Annotated in this window: 18 protein-coding genes; 10 read left to right on the top strand and 8 right to left on the bottom strand. The window is 72.1% G+C overall.

The window, feature by feature from the left end; translation table 11 throughout:
- Positions 1-1,651 (bottom strand): cytochrome c oxidase subunit I (gene ctaD / locus E1287_RS34350; protein WP_131969448.1); only part of this gene is annotated, 1,651 nt, incomplete at its 3' end.
- 105 nt (positions 1,652-1,756) lie between these two features.
- On the opposite strand from ctaD, the gene E1287_RS34345 reads away from it, so the two are divergent.
- The 3 genes from E1287_RS34345 to E1287_RS34335 all read left to right on the top strand — a co-directional run bounded on the left by E1287_RS34345 (position 1,757) and on the right by E1287_RS34335 (position 4,021).
- Entirely contained in the window at positions 1,757-2,212 is a 456-nt protein-coding gene (locus E1287_RS34345) for a YbhB/YbcL family Raf kinase inhibitor-like protein (protein ID WP_131969447.1), read from the top strand.
- A 70-nt stretch (positions 2,213-2,282) separates the two neighbouring features.
- Positions 2,283-3,476 (top strand): zinc-dependent alcohol dehydrogenase, encoded by a 1,194-nt coding sequence (locus E1287_RS34340; protein ID WP_131969446.1) that lies wholly within the window; start codon positions 2,283-2,285, stop codon positions 3,474-3,476.
- Positions 3,477-3,634: 158 nt separating this feature from the next.
- A complete protein-coding gene (locus tag E1287_RS34335; protein ID WP_131969445.1) occupies positions 3,635-4,021 on the top strand; it encodes a nuclear transport factor 2 family protein in 387 nt (128 codons plus the stop codon).
- On the opposite strand, the gene E1287_RS34330 is transcribed toward E1287_RS34335, so the two are convergent.
- From E1287_RS34330 to E1287_RS34320, 3 genes are all read right to left on the bottom strand, one after another.
- Positions 3,996-5,231 carry a helix-turn-helix domain-containing protein gene (locus E1287_RS34330; RefSeq protein WP_131969444.1) on the bottom strand — a complete coding sequence of 412 codons (1,236 nt, stop codon included), beginning with the start codon at positions 5,229-5,231 and terminating at the stop codon, positions 3,996-3,998. The genes E1287_RS34335 and E1287_RS34330 overlap by 26 nt on opposite strands.
- Before the next feature lie 14 nt (positions 5,232-5,245).
- Positions 5,246-6,289 (bottom strand): hypothetical protein, encoded by a 1,044-nt coding sequence (locus tag E1287_RS34325; protein WP_131969443.1) that lies wholly within the window; start codon positions 6,287-6,289, stop codon positions 5,246-5,248.
- 630 nt (positions 6,290-6,919) lie between these two features.
- A complete protein-coding gene (locus E1287_RS34320; RefSeq protein ID WP_131969442.1) occupies positions 6,920-9,013 on the bottom strand; it encodes a catalase in 2,094 nt (697 codons plus the stop codon).
- Between the two features lie 226 nt (positions 9,014-9,239).
- Here E1287_RS34320 and E1287_RS34315 point away from each other — a divergent pair, with 226 nt between their 5' ends.
- Both E1287_RS34315 and E1287_RS34310 read left to right on the top strand, forming a co-directional pair.
- Positions 9,240-9,596: an Lsr2 family protein gene (locus E1287_RS34315; protein ID WP_131969441.1), complete on the top strand. Its 357-nt coding sequence runs from the start codon at positions 9,240-9,242 to the stop codon at positions 9,594-9,596.
- Between the two features lie 17 nt (positions 9,597-9,613).
- Positions 9,614-9,943, top strand: a complete 330-nt coding sequence (locus tag E1287_RS34310) for an Lsr2 family protein (protein ID WP_131969440.1) — start codon at positions 9,614-9,616, stop codon at positions 9,941-9,943.
- Positions 9,944-10,115: 172 nt separating this feature from the next.
- Here E1287_RS34310 and E1287_RS34305 read toward each other — a convergent pair whose 3' ends face one another.
- Both E1287_RS34305 and E1287_RS34300 read right to left on the bottom strand, forming a co-directional pair.
- Positions 10,116-11,120 carry a hypothetical protein gene (locus E1287_RS34305; RefSeq protein WP_131969439.1) on the bottom strand — a complete coding sequence of 335 codons (1,005 nt, stop codon included), beginning with the start codon at positions 11,118-11,120 and terminating at the stop codon, positions 10,116-10,118.
- Positions 11,121-11,331: 211 nt separating this feature from the next.
- Complete coding sequence (locus E1287_RS34300) at positions 11,332-12,291, bottom strand: MBL fold metallo-hydrolase (protein ID WP_131969438.1); 960 nt, start codon at positions 12,289-12,291, stop codon at positions 11,332-11,334.
- Between the two features lie 155 nt (positions 12,292-12,446).
- On the opposite strand from E1287_RS34300, the gene E1287_RS34295 reads away from it, so the two are divergent.
- From E1287_RS34295 to E1287_RS34275, 5 genes are read left to right on the top strand one after another with little or no spacing between them, the layout of a single operon-like run.
- Positions 12,447-13,784, top strand: a complete 1,338-nt coding sequence (locus E1287_RS34295) for a hemolysin family protein (protein WP_131969437.1) — start codon at positions 12,447-12,449, stop codon at positions 13,782-13,784.
- Positions 13,781-14,794 carry a CNNM domain-containing protein gene (locus tag E1287_RS34290; RefSeq protein ID WP_131969436.1) on the top strand — a complete coding sequence of 338 codons (1,014 nt, stop codon included), beginning with the start codon at positions 13,781-13,783 and terminating at the stop codon, positions 14,792-14,794. The genes E1287_RS34295 and E1287_RS34290 overlap by 4 nt, the downstream gene beginning before the upstream one ends.
- 60 nt (positions 14,795-14,854) lie before the next feature.
- Entirely contained in the window at positions 14,855-15,088 is a 234-nt protein-coding gene (locus E1287_RS34285; protein ID WP_131969435.1) for a helix-turn-helix domain-containing protein, read from the top strand.
- Positions 15,089-15,092: 4 nt separating this feature from the next.
- Positions 15,093-15,638, top strand: a complete 546-nt coding sequence (locus E1287_RS34280) for a Clp protease N-terminal domain-containing protein (protein WP_131969434.1) — start codon at positions 15,093-15,095, stop codon at positions 15,636-15,638.
- Between the two features lie 50 nt (positions 15,639-15,688).
- The gene (locus E1287_RS34275) at positions 15,689-17,068 is read left to right on the top strand and encodes an FAD-linked oxidase C-terminal domain-containing protein (protein WP_131969433.1); all 1,380 of its coding nucleotides are present in this window, start codon (positions 15,689-15,691) and stop codon (positions 17,066-17,068) included.
- A gap of 5 nt (positions 17,069-17,073) precedes the next feature.
- Here the strand turns inward: E1287_RS34275 and E1287_RS34270 are convergent, their stop codons facing one another.
- A complete protein-coding gene (locus E1287_RS34270; RefSeq protein ID WP_131969449.1) occupies positions 17,074-17,886 on the bottom strand; it encodes a carbon-nitrogen hydrolase family protein in 813 nt (270 codons plus the stop codon).
- 25 nt (positions 17,887-17,911) lie between these two features.
- A complete protein-coding gene (locus tag E1287_RS34265; RefSeq protein WP_131969432.1) occupies positions 17,912-20,419 on the bottom strand; it encodes a DEAD/DEAH box helicase in 2,508 nt (835 codons plus the stop codon).
- Positions 20,420-20,421: the final 2 nt, after the last annotated feature.

The raw sequence follows: 20,421 nt of genomic DNA, 5'->3' as shown, positions 1-20,421 counted from the left end.
CCTCCTGGGGCGGCTCCTTCGGCGGGAAGCGCAGGTCGAACGCGGGACGGATCGAGCGGATCCGCGGCATCGACGTGAAGTTGTGCCGCGGCGGCGGGCAGGACGTCGCCCATTCCAGCGAGCCGCCGGTCCCCCACGGGTCGTCCACGCCGACCTTCTCGCCCCGCCGCCAGGTGCGCAGCACGTTCCACAGGAACGCGAACGTCGACGCCCCCAGCACGAACGACCCGACCGACGAGATGAAGTTCAGCGTCGCGAACTGGTCGGGGTAGTCTGCGTAGCGGCGCGGCATGCCCTCCGCGCCGAGCCAGTGCTGGACGAGGAACGTCGTGTGGAACCCCGCGAACAGCGTCCAGAAGTGGATCTTGCCCCAGGTCTCGTCCAGCATCCGGCCGGTCATCTTCGGCCACCAGAAGTAGAACCCGCCGAACATGGCGAACACGACGGTCCCGAACAGGACGTAGTGCAGGTGCCCGATGACGAAGAACGAGTCGGTGAGGTGGAAGTCCAGCGCCGGGGACGCCAGGATCACGCCGGTCAGCCCGCCGAACAGGAACGTCGTCAGGAACCCCAGCGCGAACAGCATCGGCGTCTCGAACGTCAGGTGCCCCTTCCACAGCGTCCCGACCCAGTTGAAGAACTTGATGCCGGTCGGGACGGCGATCATGAACGAGGTGATCGAGAAGAACGGCAGCAGGACCTGGCCGGTGGCGAACATGTGGTGCGCCCACACCGTCATGGACAGCCCGGTGATCGCGATGGTGGCGCCGACCATGCCGAGGTAGCCGAACAGCGGCTTGCGCGCGAACACCGGGAGGATCTCGGTGATGATGCCGAAGAAGGGCAGCGCCACGATGTAGACCTCGGGATGGCCGAAGAACCAGAACAGGTGCTGCCACAGCAGCCCGCCGCCGTGCGCGCCGTCGTAGATGTGCGCGCCGAGCCTGCGGTCGGCCTCCAGCGCGAACAGCGCGGCGGCCAGCACCGGGAACGCGATGATCACCATCAGGCCGGTGAGCAGCGTGTTCCAGCAGAAGATCGGCATCCGGAACATCACCATGCCGGGGGCGCGCATCCCGATGATCGTGGTGATCAGGTTGACCGCGGTCAGCGTCGTGCCGACCCCGGAGATGATCAGACCCATGATCCACAGGTCGGCGCCGCGGCCGGGCGAGAAGGTCTCGGACGTCAGCGGCGCGTAGGCGAACCAGCCGAAGGCCGCCGCGCCGCCCGGCATCAGGAACCCGGCGAGGACGATCAGCGAGCCGAACAGGAACAGGTAGTAGGTGAGCGCGTTCAGCCGCGGGAACGCCACGTCCGGCGCGCCGATCTGCAGCGGGACGATCACGTTCGCGAACCCGAGGAACAGCGGGGTCGCGAACAGCAGCATCATGATCGTGCCGTGGATGGTGAACAGCTCGTTGTACTGCTGGTTGCCCATCACCTGCTTGCCGGGCTCCAGCAGCTCGGCCCGCATCAGCATCGCCATCAGCCCGGCGATCAGGAACATCGCGAACGAGGTCGTCAGGTACAGGTAGCCGACCATCTTGTGGTCGGTCGTCGCCAGGACGTGGCTGATCCTCGTGCCCTTGCGGTGCCGCGCGAGCGCGTCGGCGACGCTGGTGTCGTCCCTGCCCTGCACGGCCGTCATCCGGCGCGCCTCCCCTCCGCCTCCGCACCCACCGGGGCACTTGCCGCGCGAGCCCGTTTCAAACGCGGCCCCGTTTCAAACGCGGCCACCGGGCAGGACGGCGGCATGGAGGAGATCTCGCTGCGGAGCCCCGCGTTCGCCGACCACGGTCCGATCCCGCCGACGTACTCGCACGAGTCGGGTGATCTCTCCCCCGAGCTGCGCTGGTCGGGGGTTCCGGCCGCGTGCCTGGAGCTCGTCCTGACGTGCGTGGACCCGGACGCGCCCGGCGGCACGTTCGTGCACTGGATGCTCGGCGGGATCCCGCCCGAGCGCGACGGCCTCGCGGCGGGCGAGGAGCGCCCGCGTATCGCCCGCGGCCGCAACGACTACGGCGACAACGGCTACGGCGGGCCGCAGCCGCCCGTGGGCGACCCGCCGCACCGCTACGTCTTCACCCTGTACGCGCTGCGGAACCCGTCCGGCCTGACGTCCGGGTTCTCGGCGGACGACCTGCGCGCGTACCTGAAGGACGACAACGTGCTCGCGTCCGCGTCCCTCGTCGGCACCTACGCCCGCTGACGACGTTTTGCGCGGGACCGCCGGGTAGGGCGGCTGACAGGGCGGGGTCTCAGGTTCTTGGAGGGACACGATGAAGGCTGTCACCTGGCACGGCAAGCGCGACGTCCGCGTCGAGGAGGTGCCCGACCCGGAGCTCAAGGAGCCGGACGACGCGATCATCAGGGTGACCTCGTCCGGGATCTGCGGCTCGGACCTGCACCTGTACGAGGTGCTCGGGCCGTTCCTGAGCGAGGGCGACGTCCTCGGCCACGAGCCGATGGGGATCGTCGAGGAGACCGGCCCCGACGTCACCCATGTCAAGCCCGGCGACCGCGTGGTCATCCCGTTCAACATCTCGTGCGGCCGCTGCCACATGTGCGGGATGCAGCTGTACGCCCAGTGCGAGACGACGCAGGTCCGCGACCAGGGCACCGGTGCCGCGCTGTTCGGCTACACCAAGCTGTACGGGCAGGTGCCGGGCGGGCAGGCCGAGTACCTCCGCGTGCCGCAGGCCCACTTCGGGCCGATCAAGGTGCCGGAGGGCCCGCCGGACGAGCGGTTCGTGTACCTGTCCGACGTGCTGCCGACCGCGTGGCAGGCCGTCGAGTGGGCCGAGATCCCGGACGGCGGGACGGTCGCGGTCCTCGGCCTCGGGCCGATCGGGCAGATGGCGTCCCGCATCGCCCGCCACCGCGGCCACCGGGTGATCGCGATCGACTTCGTGCCGGAGCGGCTGGAGATGGCGCGTCGGCACGGCGTCGAGGTGATCGACGCGGACGACGCCGACGACGTCCCGGACGCGGTCCGGCAGATCACCGGCGGCCGCGGCCCCGACTCGGTGATCGAAGCGGTCGGGATGGAGGCGCACGGCTCGCCCGGCGCCAAGTTCGCGCAGACGCTCACCGGGCTGATGCCGGGCAACTCGGCCGCGCCGCTGATGTCGCGCGTCGGCGTGGACCGGCTCGCCGCGCTCACGACCGCGATCGAGATCGTCCGGCGCGGCGGGACGATCTCCGTCATCGGCGTCTACGGCGGCATGACGGACCCGCTGCCGATGATGCGGATGTTCGACAAGGGCATCGGGCTCCGCATGGGTCAGGCGCACGTCAAGAAGTGGATCGGCGACCTGCTGCCGCTGGTCTCCGGCGACGCCGACCCGCTCGGCGTGATGGACCTCGCGACGCACCGCTGGCCGCTGGAGAAGGCGCCGCTCGCCTACGAGATCTTCCAGAAGAAGCAGGACGGCGCGATCAAGGTGCTGCTGCAGCCCGAGCCGACCGCCTGACTGTCGCAAACCCGCGGCCCGACCCGCGCAGGCCCGCCGCCTGACCGGCGCGGGGCCGCCGCCACCGCCCGGCCCGTGCCACCGGCGATGATCGCGGACCGGGCCCGCTCCCTCTAGGCTTGCCCGCGACTCCCCCGGGCGAGCATGGAGGTGGCCCGATGCACCCGTTCCGCGCGGCCGTCGAGGAGGGCGACCTCGCGGCCCTCCCGGCGCTGCTGGCCGAGGACGTCACGTTCCTCAGCCCGGTCGCGTACGCGCCGTACCGGGGACGGGCGGCGGTCTCGGCGATCCTGCGCGCGGTGACCCGGGTGCTCACCGACTTCCGCTACGTCCGTGAGATCGGCGGCGGCCGCGACCACGCGCTGGTCTTCAAGGCGCGGGTCGGCGACCTGGAGGTCCACGGCTGCGACTTCCTGCACCATGACGACGACGGGCTGATCGACGAGTTCTGCGTCATGGTCCGGCCGCTGTCGGGCGCCCGCGCGCTGTCCGAGGCGATGGCGGTCGAGTTCGAGGCCGTCAAACGTGAGCTGGGGCTCGCCTGACATCCGGTGGGGCGCCCGGCGGCGGCAGTGAGGCCTCCTCGGCGCGGTGCCCTTCGCGTTCCAGGCGGGTCAGGCGCGCCGACGTCAGCGCCGCGCGGAACAGCTGGATGCCCCGCGCCGAGCTCGGGTCGATGCCCGACAGGTCCTTGATGCGGTCCAGGCGGTAGTGCAGGGTGCGGCGGTGGATCCACAGCTCCCGCGCGGCGCGCTCCCGGTCGAGGTTGCAGGCGAGCAGGACCTCCAGCGTCCGCCGCAGGTCGGTGCCGGCGTCCAGCGGCGACAGGACGGCGGCCAGCCGCCTGCGGATCGCGGGCTGGCCGAGGATCGCCAGCTCCACCAGCAGCTCGTCGGCCCGGTAGGGGCGGTCCTCGGCGTCCGGGATGGCCTTGACGACCGTCAGGACCTGCGCGGCCTCCCGCACCGCGGCGGGAATGCCGGTGAGGCCGCTGTGCAGGGACGCTGCGGCGTGCACGGGGCCGTGCGTCCAGGAGGCGAGCCGGGCCGTGAACTCGCCCGCCAGATCCTCGGCGCGCAGCGGGTCGCCGGCCGGGAACAGCACGGCGAGCCCGGCGAGGTCGCCCGAGTACAGGACGCCGTCCCACGTCTCCAGAAGCTCGCTCGCCCGCTCCCAGTGCGAGGCCGCCGCCGCGGGCGCCTCGCAGCGCAGGACGAGGTACGCGGGCGCCAGCCGGACGTCCGCCGCGTCGGCGATGACGCCCGCGGGCGCGCCGTCGATCAGCGTCTCGGCGAGCAGGCGGCGCAGCGGGCGCGACCGCGTCCCCTCGCAGGGCGCCTCGGCGTAACCCCTGATGCACGCCTCCCGGGCCCGGTCAGCGAGCCGTGCGGCCCGCGCCGTGAACTCGGCCATCTCGGCGAAGCGGCCCGCGGGCACGATCGCCCAGCACGTCCGCGCCGCCGCGGCGAGCGCCAGATCCCACGCCTCCGACAGCACCGGCAGCGGGATCGCCTGCCGCGCCGCCAGCATGCCGAGGTCGCGGAACCGGGCCAGGTCGCCCGCCGGCATGGGGTCGCCCGCGAGGACGAGGGCGAGCAGCCGCGCGGTGGTCTCGCCGCGCCCCCCGAACATCGGGCCCGCCGCGCGCCTGAGCGGCAGGTAGGCGGGATGGCCGTGCAGGGCCTCGCCGATCGCCGCGTCGAGCCGCGGGCGCTGCGCCGTGAGGATGTTCGGGAGTCCGCCGGGAACGGTCATCGCCGGTCCTCCCCTCACGCCACGGCCAGGCGGAACCCGGGCGTGCCGCCGGCGGTCTCGTCGACCAGCCCGTGCAGTTCCCGGACGCAGCCCGGGTCGCCGCCGAGAACGTCCACGAGGCTGTGCGCCCGCTCGACCAGGGGAGCGACGGCCGCGGCGTAGGAGTCGAGGACGTCGTCGTCCAGCATCCGCGCGGCCAGCTCCGCCCGCGCCGACCCCTGGCCCGTTCCCGCTCCCGGAACGCGGGCGGCGGCGAACAGGTCGAGCACCTCCTCCCGCCGCCGCGCCGGGAGCGAGTCCAGCAGGTGGGCGAGCAGGTACGTCGCCGTCCCCGCGGCGAGGTGCTCGCAGCGCCCGGACGCGAGGTCGCGCTGGTCGTCGGCGAGCATGCGCAGCACGCCGAGCGTCCGGCCGAACGCGCGCCAGCCGGCGCACCGGGGGCCCGCTCCGGCCAGGCGCGCGGCCGACGCGGCCGCCATCCCGTAGGGCGCGCCTGTCCGGCCCTCGTACCGGCGCAGCACCGACTCGGGGGTCGCCGCCGACGGCTCCTCGGCCAGGTCGCGGAGCCGGGCGTCCACGGCGTCCAGCCATGCCCGCGACAGCTCGTCGTGGAGCGCGGCGCGGACCGCGCCGGTGACGGGCAGGTCGGCGACGAGCCGCGCGGGCAGGTGACCGCCCACGGCCAGCGCGGTGAGCGCCTGCCCGCCCGGGGCACCGCTGAGGTCATTGCCGAGGTCGTCGAGCCGCCGCGCCGCCGCCCACCACAGCAGATGGATCACCGCGATCGGACGGGCCGGGCCGGGCTCCCCGGTCTCCACGCCGTGCACCAGCAGCGGCAGGGTGATCGCGACGTCCATGCCAGGTCCCGCGCCCTTGCCCGGGAGGAGGTCGAAGAACTCCGCGAGGAACCCCGACATGGCGCCGCCGACCATCTCCCGGCCCGCGTCCAGGCCCATTCCCAGGCCCTCGGCGAGCAGCTCGCACAGCCGCGCCATCTCCGCCTCGACCTCGGCGATCGCCCGCTCCTGGGCGGCTTTGCCGAACAGTCCTTCGTACACGTGTGTCCACTCCTCTGAGCTGCGGGGTGTGCGGGGGCGCCGGCGGTACGGCGGCGATCACGAGGGAGAACCGCCGCACGCTCCTGCATTTCGGTCTCGGGCGCTTGCCGGCACGCACCCGAAAACGGCGCCGGACGCCCTTATCGGGGCGGGCGGATAAGCGGCCGGACGGCCATTATCTTGCTACAGAAATGCGTACGGCTGAACTGCACTGCTGGGCAGTCCGGGCCGGGTGGGGCTGCCCAGACCGGCAACACGGCGCCGTCCGGACGCTCGCCGCGCCGGAGCCGCCGGGCCCGGAAAGCGCATGTCAGCGACCACTTGCTACGAGCGGTCCGGCGGGCGCCCGGGCCGAGCGCGCACGTCACCGGCCGCGCCGGGACCGATCGGCGAACGTTTCCCCGGTATCCCTGGCGGTTTTTAGCCCACCGGTTGTACAAGGTATATTTTCAAATTATTGTTCAAGCGTGCCGAAAACCGCTCGCGCTGTGACGTTGCCCACAATTAATTGGCAGTATACGGCCACGCGGCAGGTCCGGACGCGGCGGGGCCCGGCGCGGCGGCTCGCGTGAGCGTCCGCCGCACCGGGCCCCTTCTCCCCGGCTCCCCGGGTCCGGACGGGCAGGCGGGTCAGGCGGGCACGTGCGCCTTGTCGCGCGTCCAGTGCCGGTGCGCCTTGACCGCGTCGATCAGCTTGGCGGAGAAGCCGCCACCCGGCCCTCGGCCCGTGACGACCCCGGTGTCGCTCACCGTGCCGCTGTCGGCGAACTGAACGCCTGTGATACCGGCACGCTCCAGCAGCCCGATGCCCGCGTCGAGGGCGCCGATCGCCTTGCAGTGAACGAACGCCTCCGCGACGAAATGAACGGCGTCGCCGTCCCCCGCGAGCGTCCGCACGCTCTCCTCGCCGCCGGGCACGAGCACCGCGTCGTACAGGACGGACGCCACGGTCGGCATCGCGCGCGTGACCTCGACCTGGCCCCCGTTGGCGGCCTGGACGAACCCGTCCTTCGCGGCGAGGATCTCGCAGACCGCGCCGGCGTCCTTGAGCGCGTCCCCGACCGCGGCCACGGCGGCCGAGTCGACGCCGTCCGCCGCCAGGATCGCGATCTTGCGGCCCTGGACGGAGCCCGGCGCGTTCGCCTGGCTCAGCGCGGGCGAGCCGCGCCCGTGGTTGGCCGACATGGGCGCCTTCGGCGGCTCCACCCCGACGCCGTCCGCGACCTGGACGGCCAGCTCGTGGTCGACGTGGTTGAGCCGCTCCACGACGCCCTCCCGGATGTGCTTGTGCTCGCATTTGCCCAGCTCGAAGCGGAACGCGCCGACGATGTGCTCCTTCTCCCAGTCCGCCATGCTGTTCCAGAACAGCGTCGCCTGCGAGTAGTGGTCGGCGAAGCTCTCGCTCCGCTTGCGGATCTTGGCGCCGTCCACCCGCTCCTGGTAGTGCGTGAACGAGCCCTCGCCGCCGACCGCCGGGCAGCCGCCCGACAGCGAGTTCTTGTGGTAGCTCGCCTGCCCCTGGTGGACGTCGGTCTGGTGGTAGCCGTCGCGGTGGTGGTTGCGCACCTCGGCGACCGGCCGGTTGACGGGCAGCTGCGGGAAGTTCGGCCCGCCGAGCCGGATCAGCTGCGTGTCCAGGTAGGAGAACAGCCGCGCCTGCAGCAGCGGGTCGTTGGTGAAGTCGATGCCGGGCACGACGTTGGCGATGTGGAAGGCGACCTGCTCGGTCTCGGCGAAGAAGTTGTCGGGGTTGCGGTCCAGGGTCAGCGTGCCGACCGGCCGCACCGGCACCTCCTCCTCCGGGATGATCTTGGTCGGGTCGAGCAGGTCGAAGCCGAACCGGTGCTCGTCCTCGGCCGGGACGAGCTGCACGCCGAACTCGTACTCGGGGAAGTCGCCGGCCTCGATCCGGTCCCACAGGTCGCGGCGGTTGAAGTCCGGGTCCTTCCCGGCGATCTTCTGGGTCTCGTCCCACGCGAGCGAGTGGGTGCCGAGCCGCGGCTTCCAGTGGAACTTCACGAACGTCGGACGGCCCTCGGCGTTCACGAGCCGGAACGTGTGGACGCCGAATCCCTGCATCATCGCGAAACTGCGCGGAAGCGCCCGGTCCGACATCAGCCACATCATCATGTGCATGGTCTCGGGCTGCAGTTGCACGAAGTCCCAGAGGGTGTCGTGCGCGGACGACGCCTGCGGGATCTCGTTCGGCGGCTCGGGCTTCACCGCGTGCACGAAGTCGGGGAACTTGATGCCGTCCTGGATGAAGAAAACGGGCATGTTGTTCCCGACGAGGTCGAAGTTGCCCTGCCGCGTGTAGAACTTCGTCGCGAAGCCGCGGACGTCCCGGACGGTGTCGGCCGAACCGCGCGATCCCGCGACCGTCGAGAACCGCACGAAAACCGGCGTCGTCAGCGACGTGTCGCACAGGAATTCGGCGGTGGTGTAGGCGGCGAGCGACTCGTGCAGCCGAAAATGGCCGTAGGCGCCCGCGCCGCGCGCGTGCACGACCCGTTCCGGGATCCGCTCATGGTCGAAATGGGTGATTTTCTCACGGAGGTGGAAGTCGTCCATCAGGGACGGGCCGCGTTCGCCCGCCGACAGCGAGTTGTCGGTGTCGTCGACCCTGATTCCCTGATCCGTGGTGAGCCTCGTGTCTTCCGGGCTCACCCGCCGGCGCTCCAGCTGCTCCTGCTTCCGGTCCTCCCGGTCGGCGGGATTGACCATGTTTCAACTCCTTCGCGGCGAATTGGCCCACTGGTTGTGCCCGCTACCCCCCGATCCACCGGACATGCACCCTTTGACCGGAACTTAGGCGAGGCGCGCCGACCCGACACGCGCGTCCGCCTTCCGGGCGTTCCGCCTCCTCCGGCGCGTCCCGGCGACGTGCCCGGTCCCTTGATCCGCTACGGTCGGGGGCGCCGCGCAGGCGAGGGGAAGGAACACTGACTACATGGCCGAGAAGGTCATTCGGGTGGACGACATCGACGGCTCCGAAGGAGCCGATGTCGCAAAGCGGGACTTCGAAGTCCTGGGCCGGACGTTCACGATCGACTTGAGCGACGACAACTTCAAGCGGCTGAACGAGATGCTGGACGCGCTCGCGCCCTTCATCGAGAACGCCGCCGAGGTGAAGCCCGCCGGGAAGGGCCGCAAGTCCCGCACCGCGAAGATCAAGGGCTACACGAACGGCGATGTCCGCGAGTGGGCATTGCGAAGTAACATCGAAGTCTCTGAACGTGGCAAGATATCGGATGAGGTCTATGCTGCATTCATCGACGCACATCCGGACGCGAGGCCGGACGCATAGCAAGAGGGAGTCCCCGCATGGCACAGAAGGTCGAAGTCCTTCTCGTGGATGACATCGACGGCGGAGAGGCTGACGAGACCGTCAGCTTTTCCCTCGATGGCACCGCATACGAGATCGACCTGAGCAAGAAGAACGCCAGCAAGCTGCGCAACGGTCTGGAGCCGTTCGTGGCCGGCGCCCGCAAGGCGCGCAAGCCCGCCGGTCGCGGCGGCCGCGCCGCGCGGACCGCGGGCAGCCGCGAACGTTCCGCCGAGATTCGCGAGTGGGCGAAGAGCCGCGGCATCAAGGTCAATGAGCGGGGCCGTATCCCCGCCAATGTGATCGAGCAGTACGAGGCCGCGCACTAGCGCGGCCGCCGCGTCGCCGGGCATCGTTTCGGCACGCACCGTGGGGCCGGGGTGGTGGATATCCAGCACCCCGGCCCTTGCGTGCGCAACGGGCAAATCGCCTTTTCCGGACCGTATTCGCCGGGAATGGTGCGGGACAACACAATGGGCGCTCAGCCCCTGCGGCAGGCCCTTACTCGGCGGGGAGCCTCAGCTCGTGGCCGGCGCGCAGGGCGCTCGTGACGCGCTCGCGCAGCGCCCGCTCCGCGCGGTGCGCGTCCTCGGCCATGCCGCGGATCTCCGCGCCCGCCATCTCGTCCCCGACGGTGTTCGCGAGCAGTTCCCGGTAGCGGGCGTTCTGCTCGGGCAGGTCCTGCAGCACCAGCGACTCGTGGTAGGCGTCGTCGGCCTCGTCCGCCCGGCGCGCGTACGCCTCCAGCGCCTCGATCCGCCGGGTGACCGAGCGGACCGACAGCCGCAGTGCCCGGTCCTGCGGTTCGAGCATGGCCCGGACCGGCGGGGAGAGCCGCTCGGGCTGCTGGGCGCGGCGCTCCCGGCGCAGCCGCGTGTGCTCGGCGAGCGCGGCCGCGATCGCCCATTCCTGCCGCGGCAGGACGACCGCGTTGTTGACGTCGTCCAGCAGCCCGGCGCCGTGCGTCTGCGACCCGAGGACGGCGTCGATGGCCCGCTGGGCGCGGATGAGGAGCCGCGCGGCGGGCCGGTCGAAGTCGCCCGGCAGCAGGTAGGAGCCGTGGTGCTCGCGGGCGGCGCGGGCGGCGGCCGGTTCGCGGACGTGCCGCAGCGCCCCGGCGGCCCACGCGGTGAAGCTCACCGCCGCGAGGACGGCGGCGGCCTCGGTCTGGCCCAGCAGCAGCAGGAGGACCTGCAGGGCCGGGGTGAGCATCATCGCGGCGACGGGCAGCCGTCCCCAGCGCGCCGCGCCGCCGACGAGCTCGTCCCCGTCGAGGGAGGCGAGGAAGAAGACCCGGAGCCAGCCGCCGGGCAGGACGCCGTAGAAGAACGCGAACGCCGGGATCCACACCAGCCGCGCCGCGACGGTGGCGGGGCGGAGCCGCGGGCGCGGCGGCTCCGGCATGCACGCCGCGACGAGCCGCTCGGGGGCGGCGGCGAGGACGGCGCGGTCGTCGTCGGGGATACCGGGGTCGAACACCGGACGGGGGCGGCTTTCCTCTTTCATCGGCACTCCCCACCGCGTCAGGGAAACCTGTGTGTCGAGCGAAGCGAACCGGCGGGTGCGAGGGGGGCGCCCCCCGCACGTGTCGGGTGCCGGGGCTGGTTCCGACCCTTTCACGCGGGATCGGCTCTCTCCAGATTGTCACGAGATCCGGACATCGGTCCTTGACGTGAGCGTCAGACCGTCCTTGCCCGGTAAGTCCCGCAGGCGGCCCTTAGTCCTGCAGGCGGGACCAGACTTCGCGGTCGCGGTCGGCGGTCCAGATGCGGGGGCGTTCGACGCCGTCCAGCTCGTCCCAGAGGCGGGCGACGTCGAACGGGAGGCAGTGCTCGAAGATCGGCCAGCGGCCGTAGGCGGGCTCGAGCGCGGCGTGGACGGCGCCGAACGCGTCCTTGAGCGTCCCGCCGCGCACCCGGACCTTGCTCGTCTCGCGCATCATCGTGTCCAGGAAGTCGCGGGTCTGCCCGATGGCGGCGTCGGCGGCGTCCCGGCCGTGGGCGACGGCGCCGCGCCCGCCGACGAGCGTCTCGGCGCCGAAGGAGGCGACGTGGTCGAGCGTGCCGGACGCCCAGTCGCGGTGGAACGCGTCGCCGGTGTAGAGCGCGGCCTGCGTCTCGACGAGGTCGCCCGCGAACAGGATCCGGTGCCGGGGCAGCCAGGCGACGAGGTCGCCCTCGGTGTGGCCGCGCCCGCAGTACGCCAGGTCGAGGTCGCCGCGATCGCCGCCGAGGTCGATGGTGAGCGTGCGGGAGAACGTCACGGTCGGCCAGGTGAGGCCGGGGATGCCGTCCGGGTCCTTGAACAGCCGGGGCATCCGGCCGTACTCCGACTCCCAGTCCTCCTTGCCTCGCTCGGCGATCAGCGCGCGGGTCAGGTCGTGCGCGATGATCACCGGGGCGCCGAACGCGCTCGCGCCGAGGGTCCGGACGGCGTGGTAGTGCGACAGCACCAGGTAGCGGATCGGCTTGTCGGTGTGCGCGCGCAGGACGGCGAGCCAGTCGCGGGCCGCGGCCGGTGTCGCGAGCGCCTCGAAGCAGACGAGGAAGTCCGCCCCCTCGACGGCCCCGACGTTCGGGTCGCCCTCGGCGGTGAGCGCGTAAACTCCGTCGGCCAGGACTTCCAGCGTCTGCGTCTTGTCGCCCAGATCTGCGGACGACGCGAACGGTCTGGGCATGGGCGCCCCTCTCGAACTCGTGGCCGCGGCCCCTCCTCGTCTGAACGTTCATTCCACACAGAGCGGTCGATAACCGTCCAAAGGCTCTGTGTGGGGAGAAGCCCGCCGGGCGGGTAAGGGGATCTTGCACGTGCCGCGCGACGGAGGGAGACCGGTTGAACGCCGCGCTCGGGCTGCTGGCCGTCCTCGTGCTGACGGCCGCGACGGGCTACTTCGTGGCTCAGGAGTTCGCGTTCGTCACCGCCGACCGGGCGCTGCTCGACCAGCGGGCCGCGGACGGCGACCGGGCGTCCGCGCGGGCGGTGCGGGTGATGCGGCGGCTGTCGTTCATGCTGTCCGGCGCGCAGCTCGGCATCACGGTCACCGCGCTCGTCGTCGGGTTCATCGCCAAGCCCGCGCTGGCCGACCTGATCGACCCGGCGCTGCGGGCGGGCGGGGTGCCGGACGCGGCGTCCGGCGGGGTCGCGGTGGCGCTCGGGTTCGGCCTCGCCACCGTGGTCCAGATGATCCTGGGCGAGCTGTTCCCGAAGAACCTGGCGCTGGTCAGGGCGGAGCCGATGGCGCGGGTGCTCGCCGCGTCCACGCTCGTCTACCTGGCGGTGGCGGGCCCGCTGATCAGGCTGTTCGACGCGGCGGCGAACCGGCTCGTCCGCGCGGCCGGGATCGAGCCGGTGGAGGAGCTGCACCACGGCGCGACGCTGCAGGAGCTCGGGCACATCATCGGCGAGTCCGGCGAGAAGCTGCAGGCGGGGCACGCCGACCTGCTGGAGCGGGCGCTGGTGTTCTCCGAGCGGGACGCCGAGGAGGTCATGGTCCCGCGGGTGGACGTGGTGACCGTCCCGGCGACCGCGCGGGCCGCCGAGCTGAGCGACGTGATCTCCGCCACCGGGCACTCCCGCTATCCCGTCGTGGGCGAGAGCGTCGACGACCTCGTCGGCGTCGTCGGGCTGGAGGAGCTGATCCTGCTCGGCCCGGACGAGGCGGAGCGCACCGCCGTCCGCGACATCGCCAGGGCGCCGCTGCTGCTGCCGTCCTCGCTGCCGCTGCCGGACGTGCTGACCCGGCTGCGCGCCGCCGCCGCGCCGATGGCCTGCGTGATGGACGAGTACGGCGGCTTCGCCGGCCTGGTGACCTGGGAGGACGTCGCCGAGGAGCTGGTCGGGGAGATCGCCGACGAGAACGAGCCCGGCGAGGACCTGGCCATCAGATCCGGCGAGTGGTGGACGACCGACGCCGGCCTCCGCATGGACGAGGTCGCCCACGAGACCGGCATCGCGCTGCCCGAGGGCGACTACGAGACCGTCGCGGGCCTGCTGCTGAAGCGGCTCGGCCGGGTCGCCCGCCCCGGCGACGTCGTCACCGTCGACCTGCCGCCCACCCGCCTGGACGAGCCGGCCCGCACCGCGTTCATCGAGGTCCTGACCGTCCGCCGGCACGTGCCCGAGCTGATCCGCGTCCGCGCCGTGATCGACGACCGGGAGGAGAACCGGTGAGCCTCGCGCTGGGCGCGGTCGTCACCCTCGCGCTGCTGATCGGCAACGGCTTCTTCGTCGCCACCGAGTTCGCGCTCGTGGCGGCGCGGCGGCCCCGCCTGGAACGGGCCGCGGCGCGGGGCGGCCGGGCCGCGGCGGCCGCGATCGCCGGGATCGACGAGCTGTCGCTGACCCTGGCCGGGGCGCAGCTCGGCATCACGATGTGCTCGCTCGGCCTCGGCCTGGTCTCCGAGCCGGTGTTCGCGGCGACGCTCACGCCGCCGATCCACGCCGCGGGCCTGCCGGACGGGGCCGCGCACGCGGTCGCGTTCGTCCTGGCCCTGGCGCTCGTCACGTTCCTGCACATGGTCGTCGGGGAGATGGCGCCGAAGTCGTGGGCGATCACCGCCCCGGAGCGCTCGGCGACCATCCTGGGGCTGCCGTTCCGCGCGTTCGCGACCGTCGTCCGGCCGCTGCTGGCCGCGCTGAACGGCACGACGAACCTGCTGCTGCGCATGATCCGCATCGAGCCGGCCGACGCGCGGGAGGTGTCGCGGACGCCGGAGCAGCTGCGCAGCATCGCGCAGGACTCGCGGCGCCTCGGGCTGATCGAGGAGTCCGAGCTGTCCCTGCTCACCGCCGCGCTGGACGCGCCGCGCACCTCGCTGGCCGGGCTCGTCGTGCCCGTCTCCCGGATCGTGTCGGTCCCGGCCGCGGCCACGCCGCAGGAGGTCATCGACACCGCCGCCCGCACCGGCCATCTCCGGATCATGCTGCGGGACGGGGGCGCCGAGCCGCTCATGGTGCACGTCCGCGACGCCTACCTGGCCCGTGCGAGGGGCCGCCGGACGGCGGCCAGCGAGATGGCGCATCCGGTCCCCACGGTGCCGATCGGGACTCCGGTCGGCGAGGCGGTCGCCGTCCTGAAGGGCCACCACAGCCACCTCGGCCTCGCCGTGGCCCCCGACGGACGCGTCACGGGGCTGATCATCCTCGACGACCTCCTGACGACGCTCCTGGCCGTCCGCTGATCCCCGCGCTGGCGTCAACATCGGTTGACACGGCGGCAGATGTCAACCTACATTGACGCCATGAGCGATGGAGTGACGCTCGCCCGGGAGGCGAGCAGCCGGGATCCCTCGGTCGGGCTGCGGGCCGTCCGGGCGCTGCGCGAGCTGGCCGAGCGGCTGGAGGCCCTGCAGGTCGCCAGCGCCCGCGACCAGGGGTGGTCCTGGCAGGACATCGCGGTCTGCCTCGGCGTGAGCCGGCAGGCCGTCCACAAGAAGCACGGCGGCAAGCGCCGCATTCTCAGGAAGGAGGACTAGCGCGATGTTCGAGCGTTTCACCGACGGCGCGCGGAGGGTCGTCGTCGACGCCCAGGCGGAGGCGCGGGAGCTGCGGCACCATCACATCGGCACCGAGCACCTCCTGCTCGCCCTCCTCAACGGCGGCGGCGACATCACGCGGGCGGCGGCCGAGCACGGGCTGGACGCGTCCGGGATCAGGGCCCGGATCGTCCGGATGAGCGAGGACCCGCTCGACCCCGAGGCGCTGAGCATCCTCGGCATCGACCTGGACGCCGTCCGCGAGGCGACCGAGCGGACCTTCGGTCCCGGCGCCCTGGACCTTCCCCCGCGCGAATGCCGCGGCCCCAAGGGCCACGTGCCCTTCACGCCGAAGGCCAAGAAGGCCCTGGAGCTGAGCCTGCGGCACGCGATCCGGCTCAAGCAGAAGGCGATCCACGAGGGGCACATCCTGCTCGGCCTCCTGCACGACGACGGGTTCCTGTCGGTGCGGCTCACCGCCGAGGCCGGGGTGGACGTCCCGGCCCTGCGCGCCCATGTCGAGCGGCTGACCGCGTCCCGGGCGGCCTGATGCCGCCGCACGTGCGATCATTTGGGGACGCGTGTGATTACTTATGGGGCATGTCGGATCTCCTGGACACGCTGCGCGGCACCGTCCCCGCCGACCGGATCGTCACCGACCCGGACGTGATCTCCTCCTACACCCACGACGAGGCGGCCTGGGCCCCCTACGGGACGCCCGCCGCCCTCGTCCGCGCCGGATCCACCGGCGACGTGCGGAACGTCGTGGCGGCCTGCGCGGAGCGCGGCGTCCCGCTCGTCCCGCGCGGCGCGGGCACGGGCGTGTCCGGCGGCGCGAACGCGCTCGACGGGTGCGTGCTGCTGTCCCTGGAGGCGATGGACGCCATCGTCGAGATCAACGCCGAGGAGCGGCTCGCCGTCGTCCAGGCGGGCGTGGTGAACGACGCGCTGCGCAACGCCTGCGCCGAGCAGGGCCTCTGGTATCCGCCTGACCCGTCGAGCGCGCCGTGGTCGACGATCGGCGGGAACGTCGCCACCAACGCGGGCGGCCTGTGCTGCGTCAAGTACGGCGTGACCCGCGACTACGTCCTCGCGGTGGAGGCGGTCGTCGGACGCGGCGAGGTCGTCCGGCTCGGCCGCCGCACCGCCAAGGGCGTCGCCGGATACGACCTGTGCGGGCTCATGGTCGGCTCCGAGGGGACGCTCGGGGTGATCACCGAGGTGACCGTCCGGCTGCGCGGCGCCCGCTCCCCCGAGCGCACCGTCGTCGGCTATTTCGACACGCTGCGGGCGGCGGGCGCGGCGGTCGGCATGATCATCGCGTCCGGGGTAGTCCCGAGCGCGCTGGAGCTGATGGACCGGCACGTCCTGGAGGCCGTCGACGCGTGGCGTCAGATGGGCCTGTCGGCGGACGCGAACGTCCTGCTCCTCGGCCGCACCGACGCGCCGGGCGAGGCGGGGGACGCGGAGGCCGACGCGATGGTCCGGCTGTTCGACGAGGCGGGCGCGACGTGGAGCGCCCGGTCGTCCGACGAGGCCGAGGCCGAGGCGCTCTTCTCCGCCCGCAAGCTCAGCCACCAGGCGCTCGAACGCCTCGGCACCCTCCTGACCGAGGACGTGTGCGTCCCGCGCGGCCTCCTCCCGGAGATGCTCACCCGCGTCGAGGCGACCGCCGCCCGCAACGACGTCCACATCGCGAACGTCGCGCACGCGGGCGACGGGAACCTGCACCCGCTCATCGTCACCCCGACCGGCGACGACGCCGCCCGCGTCCGCGCCCAGCGCGCGTTCGACGAGATCATCGCCGACGCGATCGCGCTCGGCGGCACCGTCTCCGGCGAGCACGGCATCGGGCTGCTCAAGCGCCGCGGCCTGCGCGACGAAGTGTCCCCGGCCGTCATCGCCATGCACCACGCGGTCAAGGACGCCCTGGACCCGGCGGGCATCTTCAACCCCGGCAAGGTCATCGGCGCACCCTGACGCCCCTACTCGCGTGCGGGCTCTCCCAGGGTGACCGTGAAGCGGCGGAGGCTGAGCGCCGGGTTCTTCTCCCGGACGGACGCGACCCGTTCCTGCGACACCTCGGCGGACGCGACGCCCGTGCCCTCCCCGAGCCCGGCCGTCACCACGCCCATCGGATCCACGATCATGCTGTTGCCGGCGCCGGTCGGGGCGCATTGCCCGGCGGCGGCCACGTAGATGGTGTTCTCGATCGCGCGGGCCCGGACGAGCGTCCGCCAGTGGTCCTCCTTCAGCGGGCCCGGCACCCAGTCGGCGGGCAGCGCGAGCACGTCGGCGCCCGCGTCCACGATCCGCCGCGTCACCTCGGGGAACCGGACATCGTAGCAGGTCTGCATGCCGAACGTCACGCCCTCGACGGCGAACGTCTCCGGGTTCCCGGGCTCGCCGGGCCGGACCAGCGCCGACTCCTTGTAGCCGAACGCGTCGTACAGGTGGATCTTGCGGTACTCGGCGACGACGTCGCCGCCGGGGCCGATGGCCAGGAGGGTGTTGGAGATGCGGCCGGGCTCGTCCAGCCGCTCGTTCATGCCCGCGACGACGTGGACGCCGAGCCGCCCGGCCAGCTCGGCGAGGCCCGCGGCGAACGGGCCGTCGAGCGGCTCGGCCGAGTCGAGGAACCGCTCGTCCAGCTTCGGCGCCGTGAACATGGCGAACTCGGGGAACACGACGACGTGCGCGCCGCGTCCGGCCGCTTCGCCGGCGAGCTTGCGGATCGCCGCCAGGTTCTCGTCCTTGTCGACGCCGGGCGCGAACTGCGCCACCGCGACGTGCACCATGCTCATTCCCTCCCGCGTTTTCGTGTCAGAGCCGGTCGACGCCGGTCACCCGGATGACGGCCTCGCCCGCCTGGTCGGACCCCGCCAGGTCCACCTCTGCGCTGATGCCCCAGTCGTGGTGGCCCTCGGGGTCGTCGAACACCTGCCGGACGCGCCACAGCGCGTCCTCGGGGACCTCTTCGATCTGCAGCAGCTTCGGGCCCCGCGCGTCCGGGCCGGTGAACAGCTCGTCGTGCTCGGCGAAGTAGCCCTCCATCGCCTCCTGCCAGGCGGCGGCGCCGAAGTCCGGATCGAACTCGCCCAGCTCCGCGTACCGCTCCAGCGCCGCCAGCTCCACCCGCCGGAACAGGGCGTTGCGGACGAGCACCCGGAACGCCCGCGCGTTCGCGGTGACCTTCGTGACGCGCTCCTCGATCGGCTCGTCCAGGTCGTCGTCCTGCGGGTTGGCGAGCTGCTCCCACTCGTCCAGCAGGCTGGAGTCGACCTGCCGCACCAGCTCGCCCAGCCACTCGATCAGGTCGATCAGGTCATCGGTCTTGATCGACTCCGGGACGGTCTGCTGCAGCGCCTTGTACGCCCCCGACAGGTACCGCAGGACGAGCCCCTCGCCCCGCGCCAGCTCGTAGTACCCGATGTACTCGGTGAACGTCATCGCCCGCTCGTACATGTCGCGCACCACCGACTTGGGGCGCAGCGGATGGTCGCCGACCCACGGGTGCCCGGCCCGGTAGATCTCGTACGCGGCGTCGAGCTCGTCCTCCAGCGGCTTCGGGTGGTCGACGTCCTGGAGCAGCTCCATCCGCTCCTCGTACTCGATGCCCTCCGCCTTCATCTCCTGGACGGCCTCGCCCTTCGCCTTGTTGACCTGCGCCGCGAGGATCTGCCGCGGATCCTCCAGCGTCGCCTCGATCACCGACAGGACGTCCAGCGCGTACGACGGCGACGACGGGTCCAGGACCTCGAACGCTGCCAGCGCGAACGTCGACAACGCCTGGTTGAGCGCGAAGTCCTCCTGCAGGTCGACGGTGATGCGCGCGTGCCGTCCCATGTCGTCGGGCTCCGGCAGCACCTCCACGACACCGCCCGCCAGCAGCGACCGGTAGATCGCGATCGCCCGCGAGATGTGCCTTCTTCGTGCCGCGGGCTCCTCGTGGTTGTCGGTCAGCAGCCGCTTCATCGCCTGGAACGCGTTGCCCGGACGGGCGATCACCGACAGCAGCATCGCGTGGCTGACCTGGAACCGGGACCGGAGCATCTCCGGCTCGGCCTCCTGCAGCTTCTTGAAGACGTCCTCGTCCCACCCGACGAACCCCTCGGGCGGCTTCTTGCGCTGCACCTTCCGCCGCTTCTTCGGGTCGTCGCCGGCCTTGGCCAGGGCCTTCTCGTTCTCCACCACGTGCTCGGGCGCCTGCGCGACGACGAACCCGACGGTGTCGAACCCGGCGCGCCCGGCTCTCCCCGCGATCTGATGGAACTCCCTCGCGCGGAGCCGCCGCACCCGGTGCCCGTCGTACTTGCTGAGCGCGGTGAACACCACGGTCCTGATCGGGACGTTGACGCCCACGCCCAGCGTGTCCGTCCCGCAGATGACCTTCAGCAGCCCCGCCTGCGCGAGCCGCTCCACCAGCCGCCGGTACTTGGGCAGCATCCCCGCGTGGTGCACCCCGATCCCGTGCCGGACGAACCGCGACAGGTTCCGCCCGAACTTCGTCGTGAACCGGAAGTTCCCGATCAGCTCCGCGATCCGCGCCTTCTCCGCCTTCGTGCACACGTTGATGCTCATCAGCGACTGCGCCCGCTCGATCGCCGCCGCCTGCGTGAAATGCACCAGATACACCGGCGCCTTCTGCTCGGCCAGCAGCTCCTCGATCGTCTCGTGCAGCGGCGTCACCCGGTAGTCGTAGATCAGCGGGACGGGCCGCTCGGCCGACGTCACCAGCGCGGTCGGCCGCCCCGTCCGCCTGGCCAGGTCCTTCTGGAAGAACGAGACGTCGCCCAGCGTGGCCGACATCAGCAGGAACTGGGCCTGCGGCAGCTCCAGCAGCGGGATCTGCCACGCCCATCCCCGCTCGGGCTCGGCGTAGAAGTGGAACTCGTCCATGACCACGACGCCGATATCGGCCTGGGCGCCGTCGCGCAGCGCGATGTTGGCCAGCACCTCCGCCGTGCAGCAGACGATCGGCGCGTCCGCGTTCACGCTCGCGTCGCCGGTCATCATGCCGACGTTGTCCCGGCCGAACATCTCGCACAGGTCGAAGAACTTCTCCGACACCAGCGCCTTGATCGGCGCCGTGTAGAACCCGACCTGGTCCTTGCCGAGCCCCGCGAACAGCGCCCCCGCCGCCACCAGGCTCTTCCCCGACCCGGTCGGCGTCGACAGGATCACGTTCGCGCCCGACACGACCTCGATGAGCGCCTCCTCCTGCGCGGGATACAGCGTGATCCCGCGCCCCGACACCCACCGTTCGAACGCCTCGAACAGCGAATCGGCGTCGGTGTCGTTACCAGAGGGCAGCTCATCGATAAGGCTCACCC

Source organism: Actinomadura sp. KC06, from assembly GCF_004348735.1.
Taxonomy (GTDB): domain Bacteria; phylum Actinomycetota; class Actinomycetes; order Streptosporangiales; family Streptosporangiaceae; genus Spirillospora.
The sequence above is the reverse complement of the archived record's forward strand: the minus strand, read 5'-3'. Positions and strand labels throughout refer to the sequence as shown.